This window comes from Streptomyces sp. NPDC017993, from assembly GCF_044328065.1.
GTDB lineage: Bacteria > Actinomycetota > Actinomycetes > Streptomycetales > Streptomycetaceae > Streptomyces.
This window is the reverse complement of sequence record NZ_JBIRGO010000009.1, coordinates 180,293-202,938: the sequence shown is the minus strand read 5'-3', so window position 1 is coordinate 202,938 and position 22,646 is coordinate 180,293. Positions and strand designations below refer to the sequence as shown.

General features: G+C 69.7%; 22 protein-coding genes. 18 read left to right on the top strand and 4 right to left on the bottom strand.

The genetic code is table 11. From position 1 onward, the window contains the following. Positions 1-334 precede the first annotated feature (334 nt). Complete coding sequence (locus ACH4FH_RS18745) at positions 335-1,855, top strand: APC family permease (protein ID WP_398556956.1); 1,521 nt, start codon at positions 335-337, stop codon at positions 1,853-1,855. A gap of 148 nt (positions 1,856-2,003) precedes the next feature. Further along, the gene (locus ACH4FH_RS18740; RefSeq protein ID WP_398556955.1) at positions 2,004-3,674 is read left to right on the top strand and encodes an amidohydrolase; all 1,671 of its coding nucleotides are present in this window, start codon (positions 2,004-2,006) and stop codon (positions 3,672-3,674) included. A gap of 116 nt (positions 3,675-3,790) precedes the next feature. Here ACH4FH_RS18740 and ACH4FH_RS18735 read toward each other — a convergent pair whose 3' ends face one another. After that, positions 3,791-5,182, bottom strand: a complete 1,392-nt coding sequence (locus ACH4FH_RS18735) for an ROK family protein (protein WP_398556954.1) — start codon at positions 5,180-5,182, stop codon at positions 3,791-3,793. Positions 5,183-5,334: 152 nt separating this feature from the next. On the opposite strand from ACH4FH_RS18735, the gene ACH4FH_RS18730 reads away from it, so the two are divergent. The 4 genes from ACH4FH_RS18730 to ACH4FH_RS18715 are packed head-to-tail and all read left to right on the top strand — an operon-like array spanning position 5,335 to position 9,946. Next, on the top strand, positions 5,335-6,651 hold the full coding sequence (locus ACH4FH_RS18730; protein ID WP_398556953.1) for an extracellular solute-binding protein: 1,317 nt from the start codon (positions 5,335-5,337) through the stop codon (positions 6,649-6,651). Positions 6,652-6,661: 10 nt separating this feature from the next. Then, complete coding sequence (locus ACH4FH_RS18725; RefSeq protein WP_398556952.1) at positions 6,662-7,672, top strand: carbohydrate ABC transporter permease; 1,011 nt, start codon at positions 6,662-6,664, stop codon at positions 7,670-7,672. Beyond that, positions 7,665-8,558: a carbohydrate ABC transporter permease gene (locus ACH4FH_RS18720; protein ID WP_398556951.1), complete on the top strand. Its 894-nt coding sequence runs from the start codon at positions 7,665-7,667 to the stop codon at positions 8,556-8,558. Before ACH4FH_RS18725 ends, ACH4FH_RS18720 begins: the two co-directional genes overlap by 8 nt. Then, entirely contained in the window at positions 8,555-9,946 is a 1,392-nt protein-coding gene (locus tag ACH4FH_RS18715; RefSeq protein ID WP_398556950.1) for a GH1 family beta-glucosidase, read from the top strand. The genes ACH4FH_RS18720 and ACH4FH_RS18715 overlap by 4 nt, the downstream gene beginning before the upstream one ends. A gap of 75 nt (positions 9,947-10,021) precedes the next feature. Here ACH4FH_RS18715 and ACH4FH_RS18710 read toward each other — a convergent pair whose 3' ends face one another. After that, on the bottom strand, positions 10,022-10,432 hold the full coding sequence (locus tag ACH4FH_RS18710) for an organic hydroperoxide resistance protein (RefSeq protein WP_398556949.1): 411 nt from the start codon (positions 10,430-10,432) through the stop codon (positions 10,022-10,024). Between the two features lie 129 nt (positions 10,433-10,561). Between ACH4FH_RS18710 and ACH4FH_RS18705 the strand changes: the two genes are divergently transcribed. From ACH4FH_RS18705 to ACH4FH_RS18675, 7 genes are all read left to right on the top strand, one after another. Then, positions 10,562-11,014, top strand: a complete 453-nt coding sequence (locus ACH4FH_RS18705) for a MarR family winged helix-turn-helix transcriptional regulator (protein ID WP_398556948.1) — start codon at positions 10,562-10,564, stop codon at positions 11,012-11,014. A 477-nt stretch (positions 11,015-11,491) separates the two neighbouring features. Continuing rightward, positions 11,492-11,725 (top strand): acyl carrier protein, encoded by a 234-nt coding sequence (locus ACH4FH_RS18700; protein WP_393896845.1) that lies wholly within the window; start codon positions 11,492-11,494, stop codon positions 11,723-11,725. Next, positions 11,722-12,963: a beta-ketoacyl-[acyl-carrier-protein] synthase family protein gene (locus ACH4FH_RS18695; RefSeq protein ID WP_398556947.1), complete on the top strand. Its 1,242-nt coding sequence runs from the start codon at positions 11,722-11,724 to the stop codon at positions 12,961-12,963. Before ACH4FH_RS18700 ends, ACH4FH_RS18695 begins: the two co-directional genes overlap by 4 nt. A gap of 180 nt (positions 12,964-13,143) precedes the next feature. Then, the gene (locus tag ACH4FH_RS18690) at positions 13,144-14,064 is read left to right on the top strand and encodes an alpha/beta fold hydrolase (RefSeq protein WP_398556946.1); all 921 of its coding nucleotides are present in this window, start codon (positions 13,144-13,146) and stop codon (positions 14,062-14,064) included. 182 nt (positions 14,065-14,246) lie between these two features. Then, positions 14,247-14,564 carry an ArsR/SmtB family transcription factor gene (locus ACH4FH_RS18685; protein ID WP_398556945.1) on the top strand — a complete coding sequence of 106 codons (318 nt, stop codon included), beginning with the start codon at positions 14,247-14,249 and terminating at the stop codon, positions 14,562-14,564. Then, entirely contained in the window at positions 14,561-15,409 is an 849-nt protein-coding gene (locus ACH4FH_RS18680) for an SRPBCC family protein (protein ID WP_398556944.1), read from the top strand. Before ACH4FH_RS18685 ends, ACH4FH_RS18680 begins: the two co-directional genes overlap by 4 nt. A gap of 556 nt (positions 15,410-15,965) precedes the next feature. Next, the gene (locus tag ACH4FH_RS18675) at positions 15,966-16,652 is read left to right on the top strand and encodes a transglycosylase SLT domain-containing protein (protein WP_398556943.1); all 687 of its coding nucleotides are present in this window, start codon (positions 15,966-15,968) and stop codon (positions 16,650-16,652) included. 117 nt (positions 16,653-16,769) lie between these two features. Here ACH4FH_RS18675 and ACH4FH_RS18670 read toward each other — a convergent pair whose 3' ends face one another. Then, positions 16,770-17,087, bottom strand: coding sequence for a hypothetical protein (locus ACH4FH_RS18670; RefSeq protein WP_398556942.1), 318 nt, complete (start codon positions 17,085-17,087; stop codon positions 16,770-16,772). A gap of 661 nt (positions 17,088-17,748) precedes the next feature. Here ACH4FH_RS18670 and ACH4FH_RS18665 point away from each other — a divergent pair. From ACH4FH_RS18665 to ACH4FH_RS18650, 4 genes are all read left to right on the top strand, one after another. Continuing rightward, positions 17,749-18,315: a transglycosylase SLT domain-containing protein gene (locus ACH4FH_RS18665; protein ID WP_398556941.1), complete on the top strand. Its 567-nt coding sequence runs from the start codon at positions 17,749-17,751 to the stop codon at positions 18,313-18,315. A gap of 450 nt (positions 18,316-18,765) precedes the next feature. Continuing rightward, positions 18,766-19,620 carry a lysozyme gene (locus ACH4FH_RS18660; protein WP_398556940.1) on the top strand — a complete coding sequence of 285 codons (855 nt, stop codon included), beginning with the start codon at positions 18,766-18,768 and terminating at the stop codon, positions 19,618-19,620. A gap of 330 nt (positions 19,621-19,950) precedes the next feature. Continuing rightward, positions 19,951-20,400, top strand: coding sequence for a spore-associated protein A (locus ACH4FH_RS18655; RefSeq protein WP_398556939.1), 450 nt, complete (start codon positions 19,951-19,953; stop codon positions 20,398-20,400). 368 nt (positions 20,401-20,768) lie between these two features. Next, the gene (locus tag ACH4FH_RS18650) at positions 20,769-21,368 is read left to right on the top strand and encodes a DUF4142 domain-containing protein (RefSeq protein WP_398556938.1); all 600 of its coding nucleotides are present in this window, start codon (positions 20,769-20,771) and stop codon (positions 21,366-21,368) included. Between the two features lie 35 nt (positions 21,369-21,403). Here ACH4FH_RS18650 and ACH4FH_RS18645 read toward each other — a convergent pair whose 3' ends face one another. After that, positions 21,404-21,928: a MarR family winged helix-turn-helix transcriptional regulator gene (locus tag ACH4FH_RS18645; protein WP_398556937.1), complete on the bottom strand. Its 525-nt coding sequence runs from the start codon at positions 21,926-21,928 to the stop codon at positions 21,404-21,406. Between the two features lie 268 nt (positions 21,929-22,196). Between ACH4FH_RS18645 and ACH4FH_RS18640 the strand changes: the two genes are divergently transcribed. Continuing rightward, positions 22,197-22,580 (top strand): nitroreductase family deazaflavin-dependent oxidoreductase, encoded by a 384-nt coding sequence (locus ACH4FH_RS18640; RefSeq protein WP_398556936.1) that lies wholly within the window; start codon positions 22,197-22,199, stop codon positions 22,578-22,580. The last annotated feature ends 66 nt before the right edge of the window (positions 22,581-22,646 follow it).

Here is a 22,646-nt window from a genome sequence, read left to right as displayed (position 1 = left end):
CCGGCGGGAACAGGGTCTGCGGCCTCGGGCCGCCACGTGGTCCAGTTAATCACCAAGTTAAGACAACGCCGTTGACACAAGCTTGCGCGGGCTGTTTCATCGGCGAACACGGATTGCGGTGCCCATCCCGCACGACGCGATCCGTCCGGCTGACGTCCCGCGCACCACGGGCTGTCGGTGTTCCGCGCAGCGATATCCGCCCCGGCAACCCGCTCCGGCCCCACCTCCCCTCGCCTCCACTCGTCCGCACCTCCTTTCATTCCGCGCCTCCTTCATCCCGCGCCTCCGAATCCCATGGCCCGGCCCGACCGGTGCCCGTCAAGGAGTGAGTGCCATGCCCTCCGCAGTGCAGCAGGACCCCGGACCCGTGCGTATGCGCCGCTCGCTGGGGGTGAAGGACGGAGTGGCGATCGCCGCTTCGAGTACCGCTGCGACGACCAGCATCGGCATCGGAATGGGCGCGCTGGCCGCGTACGCCGGCCGGCAGACTCCCGGCCTGCTGCTTCTCGCGGCCCTCCCCATCCTGGGCATCGCACTGTCGTACGCCCGGCTCAATCGCACCGAGCCGAACTGCGGCAGCGGCTACACCTGGGTGGGCCGCTCCATAGGTCCCTGGCCGGGCTTCCTGACCGGGTGGGTGGTGCTGGTGGGCAACGTCGTCTTCATGGCGTACACGGGCGCGGTCACCGGGTCGGTGGTGCTGCAGTTCCTGAACAAACTGGGGTGGCACAGCGTTCTCGGAATCCGTCTCGATCCGGCCTCGACCGGCATCAGTACCGCGGTCGGCCTGGTCGCGTTGGTCTTCGTCACGGCCACCGCCATCACCGGTGTGCGATCGGCGACCCGGATCCAGTTGGCACTGCTGATCTTCGAGTACGCGGTGCTGCTGGTGTTCTGCGGCTGGGCCCTGGTCGTGGGAGACCAGCCTTTCTCACTGTCCTGGCTCAACCCCTTCGCGATCGGGTCCCCGCAGGCACTGGCGCAGGGATTGGTGCTCGCGGTGTTCATCTACTGGGGATGGGACGCGGCGTTCAGCGTCAACGAGGAGACGCGCAACGCCTCGGACGCGTCGCGGGGCGGACTGATCGCCCTGGCGGCGATGACGGGACTCTTCCTCTTCGGCGCGATTGCCTTCCAGCGCGTGATGAGCACGGACGAGCTCCTTCGCAACGGGCCGCAGGCGCTCACCTACCTGGGCAACCGTCTGGCGCCCGAGCCCTGGGCGTCCCTCCCGCTGGCCGCACTGATGTGCTCGGCCTTCGCCTCCCTCCAGTCCAGCGTCATCCCCACCGCCCGTGGCGCGCTGGCCATGGGGCGGGACCGAACGCTCGGTGCGGTGTGGCAGCGCGTGCACCCCCGCTACGGATCGCCCGCCGTCGGCACGCTCCTGATCATGGCCGTCGCCGCGCTGCTCGCCGTACTCGCCGTCGGCATCCCCGAGCTCAACGACATGATCCTCACCGCCGTCAACTCGATCGGTCTGACCGTGGCGCTCTATTACGGACTCACCGCCCTCGCCTGCGCGGTGCGCTTCCGCGACAGCCTGCGCGGCGGGCCGGTCCGCGCGCTGCGGGACGTACTCGTCCCGGCGGCGAGCGCACTGACACTGTTCGGCCTCGGCGGCTTTCTCCTCTGGAACTACGCGACCATGAGCGACCACTTCGAGGCGAGCCCGGACAACGGCTGGTTCATGCTGACGCTGCCCACGGTCTTCGTGGTGCTGGGCCTGGGCGTCGCCGCCTGGGCCAAGTGGGTACGCCGCTCCCCGTACTTCCGTACCGGGCGCGGTACGGACGCCGACGCGATCGCCTTGCCGATGGACGGAGCGGCGACCGGCTCCCCCGGCCGTCCGTAACCGTGTGCTCCACGGCCGCAGCCGCGGCCGCAGCTGACGCGCGACGGTCCTGCCAACTCGCGCAATCTGTCGTGCAGTTCACGCTTACGAAACCCGTACCGGACACCTCTCTCCCTCCCCCGAGTCTCGAACAAGGAGCCGCACCACGATGGACGTCAGCACCCCCGGCCGGTCCGCCGCCGACCTCGTCTTCCTCTCCGGTCCCGTCCACACCGTGGACCCTGCCCGCACCCGGGCGAGCGCCGTCGCTGTACGAGGGGACCGCATCCTCGCCGTCGGCCACGAAGCGGAGGTCGCGGACCTGATCGGGCCCGGTACCGAGGTCGTCGACCTGCACGGCAAGCTGCTCCTCCCTGGCTTTCAGGACGCCCATGTCCATCCGGTAGGCGGCGGGATGGAGTTGGGCCAGTGCGATCTCAGCTCGGCAGACACAGCCGATGCCTACCGCGAACTGATCCACTCCTACGCCACGGCACATCCGGAGGCCCCGTGGATCGTCGGCGGCGGCTGGTCCCTGGAAGCGTTCCCCGGCGGGTTGCCGACCCGGGGCTTCCTGGACGCCGTCGTGCCCGACCGCCCCGTCTTCCTGGTCAACCGCGACCACCACGGCGGCTGGGCCAACTCCCGCGCGCTGGAACGCGCCGGACTCACCGCCCGTACACCGGACCCGGTCGACGGGCGCATCGAACGCGACGCCACCGGTGAACCGTCCGGCATGCTCCAAGAGGGTGCCATGCGGCTGGTCGCCGACCTCCTTCCCGAGCCGACCGTCACCGAACTCACGGAGGGGCTGCTCCGGGCGCAGCGCCTCCTCCACTCCTACGGAGTGACCGCCTGGCAGGACGCGATGCTGGGCCGTGGCCCCGGTACGGCCGACCCGATCCCCGCCTACCTGGCCGCCCGGCTGGACGGGAAGCTGACCGCGCGGGTGACCGGCGCGCTGTGGTGGGACCGGTCACGCGGCAGCGAGCAGATCCCTGAACTCATCGCCCGAAGGGACGAGTTGAGCGGTGGGTTGTTGCGGGCCACGAGCGTGAAGATCATGCAGGACGGGATCGCCGAGAACCACACGGCGGCCATGCTGACTCCCTATCTGACCGCGTGCGGCTGCGCCTCGGACAACAGCGGCATCTCGTTCATCGATCCCGGGGACCTGCAAAGGTATGTCACCGAGCTGGACGCCGCGGGATTCCAGGTGCACTTCCACGCCTTGGGTGACCGGGCGGTGCGAGAGGCGCTGGACGCGGTCGAGGCAGCCCGTCGGACCAACGGCCTGCGGGACACCCGACCGCACCTCGCGCACCTCCAGGTGGTGCACCCCGAGGACATTCCGCGCTTCCGCAAGCTCGGCGCCACAGCCAACATCCAGGCGCTGTGGGCGGCCCATGAGCCACAGATGGACGAGCTGACGATTCCCTTCCTCGGGCCGCGACGGGCAGCCTGGCAATACCCGTTCGGTGACCTGCTGCGCGCCGGCGTCACCCTCGCGGCGGGCAGCGACTGGCCGGTCAGCTCCCCCGATCCGATTGCCGCGCTGCACGTGGCCGTCAATCGCCGGACACCGGACAGTCCGCCGTCGGCGCCGGTCTTCCTGCCGGAGCAGCGCATCGACCTCGGCTCGGCGCTCGCCGCGTACACGGCGGGCAGCGCGTACGCCAACCACCTCGACGACACCGGCAGTATCCAACCCGGAAAGCTGGCGGACTTGGTCGTCCTCGACCGTGACCCGTTCAACGGGCCCGGCGAGGAGATCGCGGCGACCCACGTCCTGCAGACGTTCGTCGGGGGGCGGCGGGTGTACGCGGCTGACGACGCGTAAGAAGCGGGCCGGGGCAGGCAGGTGAGGGGCGGCAGGCACTGCGGCAAGGCGGGATTCCCTCCCTGCCGAACGCCGCGTGCCGCGTGCCGCGTGCCGCGTGCCGCACCCACGTTGGCTTATCCCTCTCGCACCGCGGCTGCGCCCGGCCCCCTTCCCCACGCCACTCCGGCCCGGTTCCCGCCCGGCCCGCCCTCGCGCTGCGCGCGGCTCTCCAGGCCGGTGCGCCAGCCCTGTGACAGCGGCGGCGCGCTCTCTTCGGTGACCGGTGCCGCGCGCCGCCCGCCGTGGGCGAAGAAGTCCGCGAGCGGGAGGGTCGCGGCACCGACCGTGACGGCGTCGGGGCCCAGCAGGCCGAGGTCGATGGTGACGCGCCCGGCGGGATGGGCGAGGGAGTAGCCGGTGGCGTAGGACCGTACGGCAGGCAGGATGTGCGGGCCCAGTTGGAGGCCGGCCCAGCCGCCGATGAGGACGCGTTCGGGGCTGAAGAGGTTGATCAGGTCGGAGATGCCGGCGCCCAGGTATTCGGCGGTCTCCTCCAGGACGGCGGCCGCCACGGGGTCGGGCGCGGTGGCGTCGTCGCGCGGGTGGGCCGCGGCGATCAATGCGGTCACCGCCGATTCCTCGTCCGCGCCTTCGGGAAGCCGTCCACCGGCCTCCTGCCAGCGTTCCAGCAGCGCCTCCGACCCGGTGTACGCCTCCAGGCAGCCCCGCGCGCCGCAACGGCAGCGCCGGCCGCGGACGCTGACGGTCAGGTGGCCCCATTCGCCGGCGCTGTCGCGTTCGCCGCCATGGATGACACCGTCGGTGACGATGCAGGCGCCGACTCCGGAGCCGAACAGCACGATGACCGCGTCCTTCACGCCCCGGCCGCCGCCGAACCACATCTCGGCCTGACCGAGCGCCTTCGCCCCGTTGTTGATGAAGAAGCGGACGCCCATGGGGAGTTCGACGGCCTCGCGCAGCAGGGATTCCAGGGGGACGGCGTGCCAGCCGATGGTCTGGCCGTGGACGACGGCGCCGTCCGGCCCTCCCCTGTCGAGGATTCCGGGGACTCCGACCCCGACGCCGAGCAACCGGCCGGGGTCGACGCGCCCCGCCCGCAACACGGTGGCGATTCCGTCAGCGATATGACGCACAATCAGGTCCACGTCGTAACCCTGGTGTGTCAACGGCAGTTCAGCGCGGGCGAGTTCGCCGAGGGCGAGGTCGAACAGCTCGATCCGCACCCGGGTCTCGCCGACGTCCACGCCGATCAGGCAGCCGCTCGTGGGCGCCACCCGCAGCAGCGTGCGGGGTCTGCCACCGTCGGACTCGACCACGCCGGCCTCCTCCAGCAGCCCGTCCTCGGTGAGTTCGGCGACGACATTGCTGACGGATCCTGAACTGAGGCCCGTGGCGGGGCCCAGCGCCTGCCGGCTCATGGGCCCGTCGAAATACAACCGTTGCAGAACCGCGGTGCGGTTGGCCCTCCGCAGGTCACGCACCGTCCGTCTGTTGCGCTCGGTCATGTGGCTCCCTCCCTCCCCGCAACATACCCGTGCCCGATCCCTTGACGCGCTCTTCTCTCGGGCTTTAACTCACATCCTAAGTTAAGCCATGAGGCCGTTCAGGAACTGAACATGGCCGACCTCCGGACTCCTCAGAGAGAGGCGTATCCGTCATGCGCATACTCCGAGCCGCGACCGTCACCGCCACCGTCACCGTGCTCGCCGCCGCGGCCACCGGGTGCGGCGGCGGGTCGACTCCCAGCGGCGGGGGCAGCAACGACTCCCCCAGGACGCTGACGTATTGGGCGTCCAACCAAGGGCCGAACGTCGAGGCGGACAAGAAGATCCTCGGGCCGGAGCTGCGGAAGTTCGAGAAGCGGACCGGGATCAAGGTCAAGCTGGAAGTCGTGCCATGGCCGGATCTGCTCAACCGGATCCTCGCCGCGACCACGTCAGGCCAGGGGCCCGACGTCCTGAACATCGGCAACACCTGGTCCGCCTCGCTCCAGGCCACCGGCGCGCTGCTCCCCTGGGACAAAGGGAACTTCGACAAGATCGGCGGCCGGGAACGGTTCGTCACGCCGGCGCTCGGCACCACGGGCGCCGCGGGCAAGGACCCGGCCGCCGTGCCGCTCTACTCGCTCACCTATGCCCTCTACTACAACAAGCAGATGTTCAAGGACGCCGGGGTCACTCAACCACCAGCCACCTGGGATGAGTTGGTGGCGGACGGCAAGAAGATCTCCAAGAACGGCAAGTGGGCCCTGGGAGCCGAGGGCGGAAACCTGTCCAACAACATCCACCAGGTGTTCGTCCTCGCCAAGCAGCACGGCGCCGACTTCTTCGACGCGTCCGGGAAGCCCACCTTCACCTCGCCGGAGGCCGTGGCCGCGGTGAAGCAGTACGTCGACTTCATGGCCAAGGACGGCATCATCGCGCCCGGCAACGCCGAGTACGGTCAGAATCAGTCGCTCCAGGACTTCGCCAAGGGCAGGACCGCGATGGTCCTGTGGCAGGCCGCGGCCAGCACCTTCACCGCGCACGGGATGAAGGCCGAGGACTGGGGCGTGGTTCCGGTGCCCGTGCCCTCCGGCGCCCCGGGCACCGGTCGGCGGACCAACTCGATGATCGCCGGCATCAACATCGCCGTCTTCAAGAACACCGACAATCTCGACGGCGCCCGGAAGTTCGTGAAGTTCATGACGAGCGACGCCGAGCAGAAGCTGCTCAACAAGACGTACGGCGCCATCCCGCCGGTGAAGGCCGCCCAGGCCGACCCGGCGTTCAACCGACCGGACACCAAGGTGCTTCGCCAGACGCTCACCAGGAGTGCCGCGCCACTCCCCCGGATCGCCGACGAGGCACAGTTCGAAACGTCCGTCGGCACCGCCGTCAAGGACCTCTTCGCCGATGCGGCCGCCGGGCACCCGGTGACCACCGCGTCGGTCAGGGCGCGGCTCGCCGAGGCCGAGCAGCAGATGGCGAAGTGAGCGGCCCGCGATGACCACCACCGTGACCGCTCGCGAGCAGGCACCGCCGGGCCGCGGCCGGCGACCGGACGGCAGGAAGCCCACGGCGCGCCGCCGGCCCCGCCTCCCCGCCCGGCTGCGCCGCATCGGCCTGCCCTATCTGCTTCTGCTGCCCGCACTGCTGCTGGAACTGCTGATCCACCTGGCGCCGATGGCGATCGGCATCGTCATGAGCTTCAAGGAACTGACCCAACTCTTCATCGCCAACTGGGGCGCGGCTCCCTGGAAGGCACTGGACAACTACCGAGTCGTCGTCGACCTCGACGCGCCGATCGGCGCCGCGCTGCTGCACTCCTTTCTGGTCACCTGTGTCTTCAGCGTGCTCTCGGTCGGGCTGTGCTGGCTCCTGGGCACCGCCGCGGCGATCTGCATGCAGGAGAACTTCCGGGGCCGCGGACTCCTGCGCGCCGTCTTCCTCACGCCGTACGCGCTGCCCGTCTACGCTGCCGTGATCACCTGGGCGTTCATGTTCCAGAGGGACAACGGCCTGGTCAATCACGTCCTGCACGACCAGCTCCAGCTCACCGACGGCCGGCCCTTCTGGCTGCTGGGCGACAACAGCTTCCTCGCACTGACCGTCGTCGCCGTCTGGAAGACCTGGCCGTTCGCGTTCCTGATCGTGATGGCCGCCCTGCAGAACATTCCCAAGGACCTCTACGAGGCCGCGGCCCTCGACGGCGCGGGCGTCCGCCAGCAGATCCGGCGGATCACCCTGCCCGCGCTGCGGCCCGTCAACCAGGTGCTCGTCCTGGTGCTGTTCCTGTGGACGTTCAACGACTTCAACACGCCCTACGTGCTGTTCGGCAAGGCCGCGCCGAAGGCCGCCGACCTGATCTCCGTCCACATCTACCAGTCCTCGTTCGTCACCTGGAACTTCGGCACCGGCTCTGCCATGTCCGTGTTGCTGCTGCTCTTCCTGCTCGTGGTGACGGCCGGCTATCTCCTGCTGACCTCACGGGGAAGGAAGCACGCCGATGGCTAGCCCCTCCGTCCGCACCCCGGCCGGCGCCGCCCGGCGGCGCTCCCCCACCGCCCCGCCCCGCTCCTTCGTCTGGACCCGCCGGATCCTCCTCACCGCCCTGTCCTGCTTCGTGCTGCTGCCGGTGTACGTCATGGTCAGCAGCTCCCTGAAGCCGCTGGAGGATGTCTCGGGCTCCTTCCACTGGCTGCCCGAGACCCTGACCATCCGCCCCTACCTCGACATCTGGCAGACCGTGCCGCTGGCCCGGTACTTCACCAACTCGCTGATCGTGGCGGGCTCGGCGACGGTCTGCTCAGTGGTGATCGCGGTGTTCGCCGCGTACGCCGTGAGCCGCTACCGCTTCCGCGGCAAGCGGGTCTTCACCGTCACGGTGCTGTCCACACAGATGTTCCCGGGCATCCTGTTCCTGCTGCCGCTGTTCCTGATCTTCGTCAACATCGGGAACTCCACCGGACTCGCCCTCTACGGCTCCCGCGGCGGTCTCATCCTGACCTATCTGACGTTCTCGCTGCCGTTCTCCATCTGGATGCTGATCGGCTACTTCGAGTCGGTGCCGCGCGAACTGGACGAGGCCGCATCCGTGGACGGCTGCGGCCCGCTCGGCGCGCTCTTCCGAGTGGTGCTGCCCGCCGCGGTGCCCGGCATCGTCGCGGTCGCCGTCTACGCGTTCATGACCGCCTGGGGCGAAGTGCTGTTCGCCTCCGTCATGACCAACGACACCACCCGCACCTTGTCCGTCGGACTCCAGGGCTACGCCACACAGAACGACGTCTACTGGAACCAGGTCATGGCCGCGTCGCTGGTCGTCAGCGTCCCCGTGGTCGCGGGGTTCCTGCTCCTCCAGCGCTATCTGGTCGCCGGGCTCACCGCCGGGGCCGTCAAATGACCCAGCCGGAAAGGACTTCCGTGACCGACCGGATCGACTTCACCGCCCTGCCGGACGACTTCGCCTGGGGCGTGGCCACATCGGCCTACCAGATCGAGGGGGCGGTCTCCGAGGACGGCCGCGCCCCGTCCATCTGGGACACCTTCTCGCACACCCCGGGGAAGATCGACAACGACGACACCGGGGATCTGGCCTGCGACCATTACCACCGGTGGCCCGAGGACATCGCCCTGATGCGTCAACTCGGCGTCGGCGCCTACCGGTTCTCGCTGGCGTGGCCGCGGATCGTGCCGGACGGCGACGGCCGGGTCAATGCCAAGGGCCTGGCCTTCTACGACCGGCTCGTCGACGGCCTCCTCGACGCGGGCATCACCCCGTCCGCCACCCTCTACCACTGGGATCTGCCGCAGGCACTCCAGGACCGCGGCGGCTGGCCCGTACGGGAGACCGCCGAACATCTCGCGGCCTACGCGCAGGTCGTCGCCGAAAGGCTCGGCGACCGCGTACACCACTGGGCCACGCTCAACGAGCCGCTGTGCTCGGCCTGGATCGGCCACCTCGAAGGCCGGATGGCGCCCGGCGTGACGGACCTCACCGCGGCGGTGCGTGCCTCGTACCACCTGCTGCTCGGGCACGGCCTGGCCACCCAGGCGATCCGGGCGGCCGCGCCGGGCGCCGAGGTGGGCATCGTCAACAACCTCAGCACCGTCGAGCCCGCCACCGGATCCGAGGCCGATGCCGCGGCGGCGCGGCGGATGGACGGGCACACCAACCGCTGGTGGCTCGACCCCGTGCACGGTCGGGGGTTTCCCGCGGACATGCGGGAGGTGTACGGCGTGGAGCTGCCCGAGCGTGCCGGCGATCCGCAGACCATCGCGCAGCCGCTGGACTGGCTGGGGCTGAACTACTACTTCCCCGCGGTCGTCACCGCCGAGCCGTCCGGCCCGCCGCCGCACGCCCGCCAGGTGCGCAGGCTGCACGTACCGCGGACGGGGATGGACTGGGAGATCGACGCCGGCGGCATCGAGACCCTGCTGCTGCGGCTCACCCACGAGTACGCGCCACGCAAGATCTACGTCACCGAGAACGGTTCCGCCTACCCCGACATCGTCCGGCCCGAAGGCACGGTCGCGGACCCCGAGCGCACACGGTATTTGCACGACCATGTGGCGGCGTGCGCGCGCGCAGCCCGCAAGGGAGCACCCCTGTCGGGGTATTTCGCCTGGTCCCTGATGGACAACTTCGAGTGGGCGTACGGCTATGACAAACGCTTCGGCCTCTTTCACGTCGACTACGCCACCCAGCGGCGCACGATCAAGGACAGCGGTCGGCACTACGCCGAACTGATCCGCGGCCACCCGCGCCGCAGCAACCCGCACGCCGCCTGAACCACGGACGTACGAGAGGGCCGGCCCCCGCGACGGCGTCGCGGAGCCCGGCCCTTCCCGGACGATCTGAGGGCGTTACTCGATGACGAGCTCCACGTCGATGTTGCCGCGAGTGGCCTTCGAGTAGGGGCAGAAATCGTGGGTCGCCTCGACGAGCCGGCGGCCGGTCTCGCCGGCCAGGGCGTCCGGCAGCTCCACACGCATGATCACAGCGAGACCGAAGCCGGTGTCGTCCTTGCCTATGGAGACCTCCGCGGTCACCGAGACGTCCTTGGTGTCGACCTTCAGCTGACGCCCGACGTTGCTCATCGCGCTGGCGAAGCAGGCCGCGTAACCGGCGGCGAAGAGCTGCTCCGGATTGGTGCCGGCACCGTTGCCGCCGAGGGCCGGGGGCATGGCCAGGGCGAGGTCGATCTGCCCGTCGGAGCTGACGGCCCGGCCCTCTCGGCCATTGGCGGTGGCGACAGCGGTGTACAGCGCGTCCATCTCGGTTCCCTTCGATAGCCCGGCGGCCGTTCCCCGACCGCCCGATGAGCCCTACAGTTGCACACATTTAAATTGGACGCAACTAAGTTGCACGCAACTGAATGGAGTACGGCGCGTTAACCTGGACGCATGGCCACGCTCCCGGTACCCGACGCCGAACTCCTCCGCCTCGACCACCAGGTCTGCTTCTCGCTGCACGCCGCCTCGCGCGCCTTCGGCGGCGTCTACCGGGACGCCCTCAAGGACCTGGGCCTGACCTACCCGCAGTACCTCGTCATGCTCGTCCTCTGGGAGCACGGCCCGCAGCCCGTCAAGACCATCGGCGAACAGCTCCGACTGGACTCCGGCACCCTCTCCCCGCTCCTGAAGCGCCTGGAAGCCGCCGGCCTGGTACGCCGCGAGCGCAGCAGCGAGGACGAGCGGTCGGTCACCATCCACCTCACCACCGTCGGCGAGGACCTCCGCGAACAGGCGCTCCCGGTGCCGCGCAGGATGCTGGCCGCCACCGGCCTGACGGTCGACGAGCTCCGCACCCTGCGGGGCCTGTTGAGCAGGGTCACCACCGCGCTCGACGAAGCCTGACCGGCGCGGCCGACCACCTTCACCCCCTTTCCCGGGCGGCCCGGGGCGGTCCGGGACCCCAACAGGCCGCCCGTCGAGCCCCGGCGGGACCACGACGCAGGGGCGACGCCCGTGACGCCACGCGCGAGCGCCGGGCGGCACGGGCGAGCGGCCGACCGGCCGTTACCGAAGCCGGGTACGCAACGGCAGCCCAGACCGGACGGGCCCCTTTCCCGGCCCCTTGGCCTCCGCCCCGTACCTTCTCGTCGGCCCGCGGCGTTAGGACGGGCAGATGCCTTCCGCGGTGCGCGCCCCAGTTGTGCGCCTCTCGCACACCCCGGCTCACTCATCACCCCATTGAGCTACCACTGTTGGGGAGTCTTCGAGGACGAAGGTGCACAAAAAGGCGTATAAAGGGTGGCCGAACCAGCCGGATCCGCCTGCGAGCACCCAGGACGCGGTTGGCGGCATCGCCTACGACAAGCGGAGGAGCGCCACGTGAATGCGGCAGAAGTTGTCAACACCTTGCTGGTCCAACGATTCGGAGTCGCCCCGGTCGACGTCACCGACGAGACCCCGCTGCGCAACCTGCGCATGGACTCCCTCGCGCTGGAAGAACTCCGGGTGCTCATCGAGGAAGAGCTGGACATCGACCTCGACGCGGTGGCGCTGACCTCGCGGGACACCGTGGGGCAGCTGGTGGCGGCCGTCGACGGCGAACTCGTCGCGTGACGGGCCACCGCAAGCCGTTCTCCGCGGCGGTGACGGGCCTGGGACTGGTGACCGCGGCCGGGGTGGGCGTGAAGGCCACCTGGCATTCGGTCACCCAGGACAGCACACCGAGCGGAGTGCTGCGGCAGGAGGAACTCGCCGATCTGCCCTGCGACTTCATGTACACCGTCGGGGGCCTGGACACCACCGAGGTGCTGGGAGTGGCCGCGCAGCGGCTGATGGACCGTTTCTCCCAGCTCGCGGTGATCGCCGCTCGGGAAGCCCTCGCGGATGCCGGGCTCGACCCGGAAACCTGGGACAGCGAGCGCGTCGCCGTCGTCATCGGCTCCGCCCACGGCGGCCTGCCCTTCTACGACCAGCAGCACGTCGCCATGGCCGGCCGCGGCGCCCGCCGCGTCTCCCCGAAGCTCGCCCCCCTCACCGTCGTCAACAGCGCCGCCAGCAGCGTCTGCATGGACATCGGCGCGCGGGGCCCCAGCCTGGGCGTGGCGACCGCCTGTTCCTCCGGCACCGTCGCCCTGGGCACCGCACATCAGTTGCTGCGCACGGGGGCCTGTGACATCGCCATCGCCGGCGGCGCCGAGTCGCCCCTCTCCCGGCTGCTGATCGCCAGCGCCTGCCAGATGAAGGCCGTCTCCACCCGTCGCGACGATCCGTCGGCGGCCTGCCGCCCCTTCGACGCGGGCCGGGACGGTTTCGTCGTCGGTGAGGGCGCGGGCCTGCTCGTCATGGAGCGCCCCGAACACGCGAAGGCACGCGGGGCGCACATCCGCGCCCACGTCTCGGGGTACGGCGCGTCCAGCGACGCGTACGCGGCCGTGGCACCGGACCCCGACGGCAACGGCATCGAGCGGGCGCTGCGGAGCGCGATGGCGGACGCGGAGGTGTCGGCGGGTGACGTCGGCCATGTCAACGCCCATGGCACGTCGACGGTGGTCAACGACCTCATCGAGGCCACCATGCTGCGCCGGGTGCTCGGAGACCACCCCTTGGTCACGTCGACCAAGGCGATGACCGGGCACACCCTGGGTGCCGCCGGCGGCATCGAGACCGCGCTCACCGTGCTCGCCCTGGAGCAGCAGCTGGTGCCGCCGACCGCCAACCTCGAGGTGCCGGATCCGCAGATCCCGATCGATATCGTGCGCGACGAGGCCCGGCGGTCGACGTTCGACTGCGCGGTCAAGACGTCACTCGGGTTCGGCGGACACAACGCCGTGCTCGTCCTCACCCGCGCTTGACGCCCTACCCGCGTACCGGTCCCCCACCATCGCAACCCGCCGCGTGCGCGCCCTGCGGCCCGCCGCGGTGCCGGCCGGCGGCGGCCCGCGCCCCCCGTATCTTGCCGACCGAGGCGGCCGGGCCGGGCTCACCGCTCGGCGCCACCCGTCCCCGCCGGTCTCCCCGAGAAGGAATCAGCCATGTCCGAGGAAACCATCCGCTCTCTGTCGGTGGGCGGGTTGCCGTATTCCTACCGGTTGCTGCGCCAGCCGGACCGGATCACCGAACCCGTCATGGTGCTGGGTGGCGCGCTGCAGGGGATGTACGGCTGGCCGCAGATGGAAGATCATGTCGGACCGGTCGCGGACGTCGTCACGGCCGACCTGCCCGGCATGGGGAGCGCCGACCCGCTCCCGCCGGGGCCGAGCATCGACGTCATGTGCGCGGCGATCGGGGGCATCATCGAGGACCTGAACGTCCCGCGGATCAACATCTTCGGGTTCTCCTACGGCGCGGGCCTTGCCTACGGCTACGCCCAGCGCTATCCGTGGCGCGTCGCGCGGCTCGCCCTCGGCGGTGTGCCGGCGCACATCAGCGCCGCGCAGCTGGACTACTGGCGACGCGCCGCCGGCCATCTCGCGCGCGGTGACATCGAGACCTTCGCCACCCTGGTCGCGGAGGGCCTGATGTGCCTGGACGAGACCCGGCACGTCACCCGGCGCAAGCTCGCCTTCCGGTACGTCCGGCGGTCGATGCTGCATGCGGCCCGCCACTCGCCGCACGCCGTCGATGCGCTGGGGCGCGCTCTGTCGGACCGCCCGGACTTCTCCGGCGGCCTCACCGGCGTACCCACCCTGGTCTTCAGCGGCGAGCACGACACGGTGACCTCCCCGGCCCGGCAACGTGACTTCGCGGCCACCATCGAGGGCAGTCGCTTTCTGGCGATCCCGGACGCCGACCACTGGGTCGTGCTCGAACGCCCCCAGGAGGTGGCCGACCTGGCGGCCCGCTTCTTCACCGACGGACCGCTCAGCTCGGCGCCGTGCCTCACGCCGCTCGGGCCCGAGCGGTGGCCCCGGCCGGCCCGGCCTACCCATGACCAGGCTCAACTCAGCGTATGAGCAACGCTCTTGAGCGATGGACGCCGAGCGCGTGGGTGCCCGTCGCGCGAGTGCCGGGGCGTGGGGCATCCGGTCCTGCGTCCCGATTGCCACGGGCACGCGGTCGGCGCTGAACCCGCCTCACGCGGCCCCGCCCACAACATTCCCTTGCGGTTATATAACCGCTGAGCAATACTGAGTTCATGCCCATACCGTTCGACGTCCTCGCGGAACCGAGCCGGCGCAGGATCCTCGACCTGCTCCTGGAGCGCCCCCATCTGGTCGGCGAGCTGACCGATCAGCTCGGCCTGAGCCAGCCCGGGACCTCCAAGCATCTGCGGGTGCTGCGCGAGGCCGGGCTCGTGCGGGTACGACAGGAGGCCCAGCGCCGGTGGTACGAGCTGCGCCCCGAACCCCTCGCGGAACTCGACGCATGGCTCGCGCACTACCGGCACCTGTGGACCGGAAGCCTCGACGCGCTCGAACGGCACCTCGACGCGACGGAGGACGAACCGCGATGAATCCGCACTCCGACACCCTCACCACCAGCGACGGACGGAACGCGCTGCGCATGGTGCGCCGGCTCGCCCATCCACCCCGGAAGGTCTGGGCCGCGATCACGGACCCGGCCCGGATCGGCCAGTGGTTCCCCTCCGAGGTCACCGTGGACCTGGCACCGGGCGGGGCGATGACCTTCTCCATGCCGGGTGAGAGCGGCCCGGCCATGACCGGCACGGTCACCGACGTCGACCCGCCCCGGCTGTTCGCCTTCACCTGGGGCGAGGACCATCTGAGCTGGGAGATCACCCCTGACGGTGAGGGCTCGCTACTCACCCTGGTGCACACCTTCGGCGACCGCTTCGGCGGCGCGAGCTTCGCTTCCGGCTGGCACCTGTGCCTCACCGGCCTGTCCCAGCTGCTGGACGGTGACGCGCCGGCGGTGGCCCGCGACACGGGCGAACTGCACGAGGCGTACCTCGAACAGTTCGATCTCGGCCGAGGTGTGGTGGAGCACACTCCGGACGGCCCGCGGATCCGCTTCGAGCGGCAGCTCGTGCGCCCCGCGGAGGCCGTCTGGGCGGAGCTGGCCCAGGGCCGCGAACCAGTGGCCGGCGCACCCGCCCCGGAGGGCTTCACCGCGGAGCCGGGACCGCCCGGGCCCGTCAGCGAGGTACGGGCGCCGACGGCGCTGGCGTATGCCTGCCCACCGGGCGGGACGGTGCGCTGGGAGCTGGGAAGCGGGACCGGCCACGGCGCCCGCCTTGTGCTCACCCGGACCGGTCCGCCGGGATTCGACACGGACGCCGCGCTGGCGGCATGGCATGACCGGATCGAGCATCTCGCGGCCCGGCTGCTGGACGACTGACGCGGACCGGGCCGCATCCCGACGGCCTCGCATATCGCCCCACGCCCCCTGCCTGCGCGCAGGGGGCGCAGCCTTGTGGCCCGGCGCACCAGGCCGGACCCGTCGGCTCGGTGGCATAAGCGCGCGGGCGGGAGGGCAGGCGCCCGAGCGGACCCCGCTCCGGGCCCCCACGATCGCCAGGGGAAGGCACCCGGGAAGCGGCCTCTCACCGGTGTGAGCCAGGCAACTTCGCAAGGGGGGCACAAGGGCTCCGACCTCCCGCCGAGGTGATGCCGGGCACAGGACCCACGTCACGTACGAAGGGGGGTAGTGGTGTGTTTTCCTGCCCTGCACCACCAAAAGCGGCCTCATTCGGGCATCTCGACCCATCTCACGAAGAGGGGTAGTACAAGGCATCTTTGCCTGCATCCAGGACGGGCGCTACCAATGTTTCCGGTAGCGCCGAGAACGAGCCGACGACCTCATCCAGTGAGGCGAGCACGGCAGTCTCCCTCGGTCGCACAAGCGCCGCCGAAGGCCGCCACCCGCCACCCGCACTTGGAAGAGGTCACTCCGCATGCCGAACTTCACGCTGCTCCGCTCCGCCCGCATCACCCGCACCCACAAGATCGCCACCGCCGTGCTGGCCGGCGCAGCCGCCACCACGGGCCTGGCGCTCACCGCGTCGCCGAGCGACGCCGACACCTCCGCCGCCCCGGCAACGGTCCAGCCGGTCAGCGCCAACGGCCAGCCGACCACGCCGAAGGACAAGGCCGAGGACGCCAAGAAGAAGGCGGCCGCCGAGCACACCGCCCAGCAGGCCGCGAACCGCTCCACCGAGCGCAAGCCCATGGCGGCCCCGAAGACCGCCCCGAAGGCCGCGCCCAAGGCAGCTCCGAAGGCCGCCCCCAAGGCGGCTCCGAAGCCCGCCCCCAAGACCTACGCGAACAACCTCGACGGCTGGATCCGCCAGTCCCTGGACATCATGAAGGCCAAGGGCATCCCCGGCAGCTACGAGGGCCTGCACCGCAACATCATCCGTGAGTCCGGCGGCGACCCCAACGCGGTCAACGACTGGGACATCAACGCCATCAACGGCGTCCCCTCCAAGGGCCTGCTCCAGGTGATCCAGCCCACGTTCGACACGTACCACGTGACCGGCACGCCCAACAAGCTCACCGACCCGATCGCGAACATCACGGCCGCCGCCAACTACGCGGCCGACCGCTACGGCTCCATCGACAACGTCGACTCCGCCTACTGAGCAGAGTTCGCACGCCTGGACGGCGCCCCCTGGGGCGTCGCCCGCCCCTGGCAGCTCCAATGGCCCTGACCGCTTCTGCGGTCAGGGCCATTGGAGTTCAGCCGTTTTGAGCGGGTGTCAGTTCGCCCCGCCCAGCGGAAGCAGGCTCCCGACGACCTCACGCAGCACCTGGCCCGCGACGCGGAGGCCCGCCCGCTCCTTCGCGGTGAGCGGCTCCGATTCCTTGACCGTCCGCCCGTTGACGGTGATGCGCTTCTCCTTGGTGGTGGCGTGCTTCTCCTTGTCGGTGACGTACCTCGGGCTGTCGCTGGTCCGCTGCTTGACGCTGATGTGCAGCGGACCATCGGCGGGCGCGGAAGCGGCGGCGACCCCGGTGGCGAGGGATCCGGCGAGGACGATGCCGGAGAGAACGACGGGCAGGCGACGACGGAGCATGAGCGGTTCCTTACGGTGAGTGGTGACGGTGTCCGCTCTCACCTTCCGCGACGTCCGCCCGGGCGGCCATTCGACAGCGCCCGCGCTGCTACGAACGGACCAGCGGCACCGCCGTATCGCCGTAACGAGGCGCACGAACGGCCGACCCCTTGCGTCCCCTTTCCTCTTACGCACCGGGCGCGAATCCCCTGAACTGGCCTCCGCTGAAGTGCTCCACGCCGCTTACGGGCCACCGGAACACCGCCACCGGGCTTCGCCTCCCCCTTTTCCCGTGCTCTTCGTGGTCCGAAAGCCCTGCGGGGAAGCACAATTCGCTGTGAGCCAAGCAACTTTGCGACCCCGGAAAAGGGGGCTGCGAAGCCCCCGTCAGGTGATGCCCGGCACAGGACTTAGGTCACGTACGAACGCGCTTAGTTCCGGCCGTTCTGGGCCCACACCGGCCGAACCGCGCTGATCTCGGGCCCTTCGGTCCACCGCACGAAGCCGGGTAGTAAAAGGCACCTTTGCCACCGTCCGGGGCCCGCGTTAACCATGGATTCCGGACGCACCGAGAAGAGCTTGCGACCTACGCCCCGATGGGCGAGCGCAGCGAAGACACTCGGTCTCCTTCGCGCCACAAAGGCCACCTCCCCGTCCCCATACCTGGAAGAGGTCACTCTGCATGCGTAGCTTCACCCTGCCCCGCGCTGCCCGTACCACCCGCATTACCCGCACCCACAAGATCGCCACCGCCCTGCTGGCCGGCGCAGCCGCCACCACGGGCCTGGCAGTCACCGCAGCGCCCGGCGCCCAGGCCGCCTCCAAGCCGGCGACTTCCGCCACGGCCGACGTGAAGGTCACGGCCGTCGCCAAGCAGGAGGCCGCCGCCAAGAAGGCCGCCGCCAAGGCCGACGCCCCCAAGACTTATGCGAACAACCTCGACGGCTGGATCCGTGAGTCCCTGGACATCATGAAGGCCAAGGGCATCCCCGGCAGCTACGAGGGCCTGCACCGCAACATCATGCGCGAGTCCGGCGGCGACCCGAACGTCTCGAACGACTGGGACATCAACGCCGTCAACGGCACTCCCTCCAAGGGTCTGCTGCAGGTGATCCAGCCCACGTTCGACGCTTACCACGTGGCCGGCACTCCCGATAACCTCACCGACCCGGTCGCCAACATCACCGCCGCCGCCAACTACGCGGCCGACCGCTACGGCTCCATCGACAACGTCGACTCGGCCTACTGAGCCCGATCGATCGGACCCGCCGCGGAGCAGGGGGACGTTCCAACGCGGCAGTGACATGACGTGATAACAGAAGGAGCCGACACGGTCGGCCGGGCAGTGGGCGACGCGCGACACGGCGCGTTCGCCGCTGCACCAGCGAAGCGGGTCCCGGCAATGCCGGGGCCCGCTTTCGTGTCTTAGGGCACGGCGGCGGATGCGTGCACCGGCGGCCCGGCGCCCGGTCGCGAGGGCGCCCGCTCCGCGAAAGCGGAGGCCGCCGGAGGCCACCCGGATCCGGGCGGAGACCGCCGTACGTGACGGCCACACGAGTGAGATGGCAGGTCCGGTCGTCCGCCTGACGGCCTGTTGGCCCAGGAGTCCGGCCGTCTCGGCGTAGAAAGTCTTCTTATCGGCAGGATTCTGCTCAAATGCTGTCGAACCTGACCAACCGAAGGCCTTCGGAGGCATGCGATGCCCTTGCGCAGATCCGGTCCGGCCCGCCGCACACGCACCGTTGCGGCCGGAACACTCGTTTCCCTTTTCTCCGTGCTCGCTCTGCCACTCGCGCTGTCGGGCTCCGCCGCGGCGTCCCAGGCGGGGCAGGGTCCCGCCCACCCCGAGCAGGACTGGATGGGCTCCACCATCGCTGCCCACGAGGGCATCGACCGCGCCGCCGACACGGAGCCGCAGACGTCGTCCAGTTCCGTGGCGGGCGTGGACGTCTCCAGCCACAACGGCAACGTCGGGTGGGCCGCGCTGCACAAGACCGGGGTCCGCTTCGCGTACGTCAAGGCCACCGAAGGAACCAGCTACAAGAACCCGTACTTCCACCAGCAGTACCGGGGCTCGTACGACGCCGGGATGATCCACGGTGCCTACCACTTCGCGCTGCCGAACCACTCCAGCGGCGCCACCCAGGCGAAGTACTTCGCCTCCCACGGCGGCGGCTGGTCGAAGGACGGCAAGACGATGCCCGGTGCGCTCGACATGGAGTACAACCCCTACGGCGCGACCTGCTACGGCAAGAGCCACGCGGGGATGGTCAGCTGGATCGCGGACTTCTTCCGTACGTATCGGGCGCAGACCGGCCGCGACGCGGTCATCTACACCTCGACCAACTGGTGGAAGACGTGCACCGGCAACTCCAGCCGGTTCGGCAAGACCAACCCGCTGTGGATCCCGCGGTACGCCTCGTCCGTCGGCACGCTGCCGGCCGGCTGGCGCTTCCACAGCATCTGGCAGCACACCTCCTCGGGGAAGCCGGTCGGCGACCGCAACCGCTTCAACGGCGCGTACAGCCGCCTCAAGGCGCTCGCGAACGGCTGAACCCCCCGGCCCGGCGCACGACTACGGCCGGCTCCCGACGCTCAAGAAGGCGCCGAGGGCCGGCCGTAGTCGTGCCCAGCCGGCCGCGGTACTCCTGCGCCGGTTTTCATCATCATTTTCCCGCTGCCCACAAGCCGTTCGAGGAGCGGCGAATTCACGCTGAAGTGCGAGGACATGGCTTTCCGGAGGGGCTCTGTGCAGTTGCGTCCGAGGGGTGTTCGAAGGCCGGGGAGAAAGTTTATCGACCCGGGGTACAACCATTCCCGGCCGACTCCTGTCCAACACTGTGAAATGACCACGCGACGCCTACCATCCAACGGGGGGATTCCCATGAAGCGTTCACGTGCCATCGCAGGATCCGCAGTACTGGCCGTGGCCGGTCTCGCCACCATGGCCACCGCCACCACCGCATCCGCCGCTCCGGCGCCCGCCGCCTACAACGGAGCCTGCGGAAGCGGCTACAGCGTAGTGAATTCCGTGCCGATCACCGGTAAGGGAAAGGTGTATCTCACGTACAACTCCAAAACCGGAAAGAACTGTGTGGTGACAGTTCGGAACAGTCCCGGTTCGAAGGTATACATGTACACCTATCTCGCGGCGAGTGACGGAAGTTCCGACGCGGTGTGGGACAGCGGCCTTTACACCTCCTACGCAGGTCCGGTCTACCTGCAGGCGAAGGGCCTGTGCGTGGACTGGGGTGGCACGATCGAGACCGTCAGTGTCAGCGTCTCGGGTTCCAACTGCGGCCGTATGGCGGCAGGGGTCGTGACGCACAGCTGACACCAGCGGCGCCACACGGCTGAATCGCTCTCCACGGCGGGTCCCGGGCAGTACGCCCAGGGGCCCGTTGTGCGTGCCCCGTGATGAGGGCTGCTCTCATGCCGTGGCCTGCGGCTTGCCGGACGACGAGACAAAAAGCAGGAGCGTATCCGATGGCGCTCCGGCGTCACCCGCCTTTGAGCATCATCGCTGAATCAGATCGTTTGCCCTATGCAAAGATTAGCGTGGCTCATGCCCCAGCAGTCCGCCGTGACACAACGCTCGCAGGCGAATTGTCCCGCACTTCAGGAGGCATGATGAAGTCTCACGCCCGAAATCCCAGGCAGCGCGCCGGTCGTGGTCGCGTGCTCATCCTCACGGTCGCTCTCGTGGCAGTCATCGCCGCCGTCTCCGTCTGGCTCTCCCAAAGAGGCAGCCCTGACGACCAGTCGGTCTCCGCCAACCTCCCGGCGGCAGCGGCCGGACCGGCTGCCCGTCAGGCCGGAAGCGCAGGCACGATCACCGAGTTGGACAAGACCTTCCTCGTCAAGGTGCGGCAGGCAGGGTTGTGGGAGATCCCGGCCGCTCGGCTCGCCCAGACGCACGCATCGAGCGAAGCCATCAAACGCGCCGGTATGCATGTGCTCGACGGTCACAGCAAACTCGACCAACTGGCCCGTGAGGACTCCGAGGCGTTGAACGCGCCGATCCCCGACGAGGCCACTCCCGAGCAGCAAGGCTGGGTCGACCAGTTGAAGGACGTCCGGGGTCGCGCCTTCGACCAGCTCTTCGTCGACCTGCTGCGGGCATCCCACGGCAAGATCTTCATCACCATCGGCGAGGTCCGCGCCACCACCAAGAACGCCCTCATACGGCGGCTGGCGACCCAGACCAACAACACCGTCCAGGACCACATGGACGTACTGGAGGACACCGGCCTGGTCACGGACGCGACGCTGGATGACGTCGCCTCCACCGTTCCCAAGTGAACCAGCTCCGTCGGTGACGCACCCGATTCGCCGGCTCAGGCACCACTCCGGGTCGAGGCATCCGCCCACCCCAGGGGGTGCAACTCCTGCTCCTCCGCGGGCGGTTCACCACCCGCCTCGTTGAGAGCGGTCAACGCCTTGATGAGAGCCGTACGCTGACCGGGGGCGAGCCGCTCCACGATCGCGCTGATCTCGGCACGACGCCGGCGGGTGACGTCCTCCACGGTGCGACGCCCCTCGTCCGTGAGACGCAGCAGGGTTTCGCGGCGGTTGTCGGGGTTGGTCTGCCGGTCTGCCAGGCCCGCCACGATAAGGCGGTCCACCATGCGCATCGCGGTCGAGGGGGCGACCTGGAGGAGTTCGGCGAGGGTGACCAACTTGGTGACTCCGCGCGTGGAGAGAACCACCAGCATCCGGAACTGCGGCAGCGTCACCCGCTCCTCGACCTCCGCCAGCGAGCGCGCGGACACCGCAACCAGCAGTCGCGACGCCGTGAGCACCGCACGGGTCACCGCGTCCACATCATCCACGTCCCTCACAGGGGCTTCACGCTCGCTCATTCCCCATTTCTATCGTCCGGTGCACCCTGCATACTCACTCGGCCACCTGCAAAGGCTGCACAGACGAAGGTTCGCCCCCCGGGGGCCTCGCTCTCCGATCACGGCCGGGGGCTGAGGCTTCCCGACCTCGGAAGGCGACGATGACGCACCTGTTCTCGCCACAAGAACGCCCCCAACTGCCCACCGGATGGCGACGTTTCCTGGCTCGCCTGCCCATCCGCCTCTACCGGCTGGGCTCGGCGCACTCTTCGGCAAAAGACTGCTCCTGTTGCCTCACACGGGTCGCCGCACAAGGCTGCGTCGCAGCGTGGTCCTGGAAGTGATCGCGTACGAGCGGAAGGGCGACACGCTCAGCTGGACGATCGCGTCCGGCTTCGGCCCGGCCGCAGCGTGGTACCAGAACCTGCGCAACGCCCCAGGGGCCACGATCCGGTTCGGCAGTCGCCGCTACGCCACCACCGCATACTTCCTGCCCCCGGAGGACGGCGCCGCACTCATGGCCCGTTACGCTCCCCAGCACCCACGGCTCGCCCGCCGTCTGTGCACGTTCATGGGCTTCGACGTGGACAGCAGCGAAGCCGCCTTCCGCGCGGCCGGGCGGTCCATCCCGTTCGTACGCCTGGAGGCGACTCCCGGGCGGCGGCTCGTGTGATCAGTGGCAGCGACCGTCATCAGACTGCCGGGCGACAGGACAGGGGCAGCGTGGGATGCCCACTGC